Genomic DNA, 3,395 nt, shown 5'->3' on the forward strand with positions numbered 1-3,395 from the left:
GCCGGAATGCAGCGGCTGCGGCGGCGCTGGCCAGGTCTTCCAATGTCCGCGCTGGACGAGTTCCAACGGCCATTGTTGCCCTGCCGGCACCCACCGGCGCGGCTGCCCCGGCCTCAGCGCGGCATGCTCCGAATGTGACGGCGACCACGCTGCCGACGCCGACCCGATGCGGCCATCGGCCTGATACAGGCCGGTTGCAGCCTGGCCGTGTCGCCTGGTGGAACCGGCGGCGCCGATCTGTGTTATGTCGTGTTGATCGCGGGCGCCGAAGGTTGCGCGTTTCCCCGACAACAGAAAGCGAGGCCTGAGATGGCTGACGACAAGTCGAAGACGAAACAGGACCGCAAGCAGGTCTCGGGCGAAGAGCCCTACGAGGTTGCCGCCTTTGCCCGCAAATACGGCATTCCGCCAAGCGAGGCACAGACCATCATCAAGCGCTACGGACCCTCGCGCAAGAAGCTCGACGCCCATATGGCGGCCCGCGGCTAGCCGAAACCATTTCGCCTGGGCGGCGTTGAAGACGCTGCGGGCCGCGTCAACCGGGCCTGGTGGTACGGTGAACAGGATGTCTTTTTCCCGGTTTCTCATCCTGGCCAACGAAACGGCAGACGAGCATCTGTCCCACCCGGCCCGCAGCGCCACGCATTGAGGGAGGTTGTCATGTCCGACACCATACGCAGGACCGGCAGCTGCCTGTGCGGCGGCGTGCAGTTCGAGGTTCACGGCGCGCCGCTGCGCGTCGGCCTGTGCCATTGCAAGGATTGCCGCAAGGCCGGCGGTTCGGTCTATTCGGCCTTTGCCATCTGGCCGCGCGAGGCCTTCGAGACCACCGGCCTCGTCAGCTCCTATGGCACGCGCAGCTTTTGCCCGACATGCGGCGGCCGCGTCGCCTGGGTCGACGACAACGAGGCCGAGGTGGCAATCGGCAGCCTCGACATCGCGCCGACCGATCTCGTGCCCGAATATGAATTGTGGACCTCCAGGCGCGAGACCTGGCTGCACGCTTTGCCCGGCGCCGAACAGTTCGAGCATGACCGCCCAGCGGCGTACAACGCCGAAGCGCCGACGCCGAGATCGCTGTCGGACATCGACGCAGAGATTTGATCTCCGGGCAAGGGAACCCTGCCCTGCCGCCGACGTTACCGGACGCCTCTCACGCATGTCGCCCGGCGACTTGCGGCAATCATGGAGACGACCGTTGAACGACAAGATGTTTCCCCGCCCCATCAGGCTGAAATTCGCGCCTGAGCGCGAGCGCATCGTCCGCAGCGCCTGGGAAGGCCTGGAATGCCTCGGCGACTGGCCGGCTGGCCAGGGACGGCGCTACCGGGCGGCGTTGCGCAGCTGCCGCGATGCGCTGGATGGCTGGACGCCGCCGGAAAAAGCGATGCGGGCGGTGATCGACGCCGCGCGCGAAGCAAAACTCCTGCAGTAGTTGGAAAACAGGACATGTCCGAGCTCATTTTGCCCACACCGATGCGGATCAAGCCGCATGGCTCGGACACGATCCGCGACGTCGCCACGCTCAGGGATGCCAGCGAAATCCTGATCGATTGGCCGCAGGCCAAGCGCGGCCCGTTCTACCAGGCGGCGCGCGAGAAGGTCGAAGCCGCATTGGAAACCCAGACAGGCGCCGCCGAGGCGCAGGAAGCGTTCGCAGCGCTCTGCAGCCACGCCGGCGTCTTGGTGCGGTAGGTGTCAAAGGAAGCAGACGTCGTGCCTCGCCTGCTTTGTCATTTCGTTGGAAGCTCGCCCTGGACAATCGGCTGAGAGGTTTCGAATCCAAAGCTCTTCGGCACCAGAAGAATCAATGCAATCACGATGGCGATCGATGCAAGCAACGTGGCTGTGGCTGCAATATCTCTCACGATAATCTCTCCAAATTCCAAGTCGTGAGAAAAACGCTCCCGAGAAAACGAGGTTCCATTAGCTTGTGCGATAATACCAGGGAGCCGGCGTTTATTGCTTCGGCGGCTGGGGTGGAACTTCACCCGGCTTGATCACCGGCGTCTTGCCTTCGTCGGGGGCCGGCGCCGCCATGCCCTGGTCTCCCGTCGGGGGCGGTTTCAGCACGCCGCCGCAGTCGTTGAGCTTCGCGGTCAAATTGCCGTCATCGGCTTGCTTTTCAGGCTGCTGTTTTGCCTCTTGCCCGGTCTGAGCCCTGCATTTGTCGGCCTGCGGCGCCTGGCTGTCGTTCTGCTGCTGGGCTGCGGCCGGCACTGCCAGCGCCAGCATAAGGCCGAATGGCATGATGGCGAGAGTTCTCATCCCTACCTCCTTCTTTCTTTCACGGTCGCCTGCGGCGACCTTCCCTTCACAGGGACAACGCCTGTCGACGAAAAAGGTTGGCCGCGTCGCCGGGCGGCATTGCAACCAAACCCGTTCGCCGGCCGTTGCGCGTGCCGGAGGCGGTCATGTTCGAAGGTTTTCAAGGCGCGGAAATCGACACCGGCGATGCCGGCATATTCTGCCTGCGTGCCGGGACCGGGCCGCCATTGCTGTTGCTGCACGGCTTTCCGCAGACGCATCTGATGTGGCGCGACATCGCGCCCGCTCTGGCCAGCCGGTTCAGCGTCGTCTGCGCCGATTTGCGCGGCTATGGCGGCAGCTCCTGTCCGGCGTCCACTCCGGACCACGCACCCTATGCCAAGCGCGCCATGGCGGACGATTTGGTGAGGCTGATGGAGAAGCTGGGTTTCAGCAGCTTCATGGTCGCCGGCCATGATCGCGGCGGGCGTGTCGCCTACCGCATGGCGCTCGACCATCCGGGCAGCATCGACAGGCTCGCCGTCCTCGACATCGTGCCGACCGCCGATGCCTGGGACCGCGCCGACGCCAGGCTGGCGCTGGGCTATTGGCCATGGTCGCTGCTGGCGCAGCCCGAGCCATTGCCGGAAAAGATCCTGTCCGGCGCCGCCGAGGCGATCGTCGACAATGCGCTCAACGGCTGGGGCTCACAGCCATCGGCGTTTCCAGCCGAAGTGCGTCAGGCCTATGTGGAGGCCCTGCGTACGCCTGCCCACGCCCATGCCATCTGCGAGGAATATCGGGCGGCAGCCACGCTCGACCGCGAGCATGACCATGCCGACAAGGCAGCCGGCCGGCGCATCCGCTGCCCGCTGCTGGCGCTATGGAGCGGTCAGGGCGCGTTGGCGGATTGGTATGCCGGCGAAGGCGGACCACTGGCGCTGTGGCGCGGCTGGGCCGACGACGTGCGCGGACAGGCGATGCCGGGTGGACACTTCTTCCCCGAGGAGGACCCGGCGCGGACGGCCGATCTGCTGGCCGGCTTCTTCGGCGAAACCAGTCACGGCATCTCCGTGCGATCGGAGTTACCTTCGCCCTCCCCTTGATGGGCTCAGGACGTTTCGGTTTCAGGCAGGTCGGCGCCCAAC

8 protein-coding genes are annotated in these 3,395 nt (G+C 65.4%); 6 read left to right on the forward strand and 2 right to left on the reverse strand.

Features of this window, described 5'->3' with window-relative positions:
• The 5 genes from EOA22_RS38240 to EOA22_RS28280 all read left to right on the forward strand — a co-directional run.
• The coding region (locus tag EOA22_RS38240; protein WP_206521347.1) for a hypothetical protein at positions 1-184 on the forward strand (184 nt) is incomplete at its 5' end.
• Between the two features lie 125 nt (positions 185-309).
• A complete protein-coding gene (locus EOA22_RS28265) occupies positions 310-489 on the forward strand; it encodes a DUF3606 domain-containing protein (protein ID WP_013530777.1) in 180 nt (59 codons plus the stop codon).
• Positions 490-660: 171 nt separating this feature from the next.
• Complete coding sequence (locus EOA22_RS28270) at positions 661-1,104, forward strand: GFA family protein (protein WP_013530776.1); 444 nt, start codon at positions 661-663, stop codon at positions 1,102-1,104.
• 94 nt (positions 1,105-1,198) lie between these two features.
• A complete protein-coding gene (locus EOA22_RS28275; protein WP_013530775.1) occupies positions 1,199-1,435 on the forward strand; it encodes a DUF982 domain-containing protein in 237 nt (78 codons plus the stop codon).
• 14 nt (positions 1,436-1,449) lie between these two features.
• Positions 1,450-1,695: a DUF982 domain-containing protein gene (locus EOA22_RS28280; RefSeq protein WP_027160738.1), complete on the forward strand. Its 246-nt coding sequence runs from the start codon at positions 1,450-1,452 to the stop codon at positions 1,693-1,695.
• 38 nt (positions 1,696-1,733) lie between these two features.
• Here EOA22_RS28280 and EOA22_RS39615 read toward each other — a convergent pair whose 3' ends face one another.
• Both EOA22_RS39615 and EOA22_RS28285 read right to left on the reverse strand, forming a co-directional pair.
• Complete coding sequence (locus EOA22_RS39615) at positions 1,734-1,868, reverse strand: hypothetical protein (protein WP_263484935.1); 135 nt, start codon at positions 1,866-1,868, stop codon at positions 1,734-1,736.
• Positions 1,869-1,959: 91 nt separating this feature from the next.
• Positions 1,960-2,268 carry a hypothetical protein gene (locus EOA22_RS28285; RefSeq protein ID WP_013530773.1) on the reverse strand — a complete coding sequence of 103 codons (309 nt, stop codon included), beginning with the start codon at positions 2,266-2,268 and terminating at the stop codon, positions 1,960-1,962.
• Positions 2,269-2,414: 146 nt separating this feature from the next.
• Here EOA22_RS28285 and EOA22_RS28290 point away from each other — a divergent pair, with 146 nt between their 5' ends.
• Entirely contained in the window at positions 2,415-3,353 is a 939-nt protein-coding gene (locus EOA22_RS28290; protein WP_063170278.1) for an alpha/beta hydrolase, read from the forward strand.
• Positions 3,354-3,395: the final 42 nt, after the last annotated feature.

The organism is Mesorhizobium sp. M7A.F.Ca.US.014.04.1.1, assembly GCF_003998745.1.
Classification (GTDB): Bacteria; Pseudomonadota; Alphaproteobacteria; order Rhizobiales; family Rhizobiaceae; genus Mesorhizobium; species Mesorhizobium ciceri.

Bases quoted from the DNA above. Each gene is read 5' to 3' on its own strand.
- EOA22_RS28290 (WP_063170278.1), top strand. From the start codon at position 2,415: ATGTTCGAAGGTTTTCAAGGCGCGGAAATCGACACCGGCGATGCCGGC.
- EOA22_RS28265 (WP_013530777.1), top strand. From the start codon at position 310: ATGGCTGACGACAAGTCGAAGACGAAACAGGACCGCAAGCAGGTCTCG.
- EOA22_RS28270 (WP_013530776.1), top strand. From the start codon at position 661: ATGTCCGACACCATACGCAGGACCGGCAGCTGCCTGTGCGGCGGCGTG.
- EOA22_RS28285 (WP_013530773.1), bottom strand. From the start codon at position 2,268: ATGAGAACTCTCGCCATCATGCCATTCGGCCTTATGCTGGCGCTGGCA.
- EOA22_RS28280 (WP_027160738.1), top strand. From the start codon at position 1,450: ATGTCCGAGCTCATTTTGCCCACACCGATGCGGATCAAGCCGCATGGC.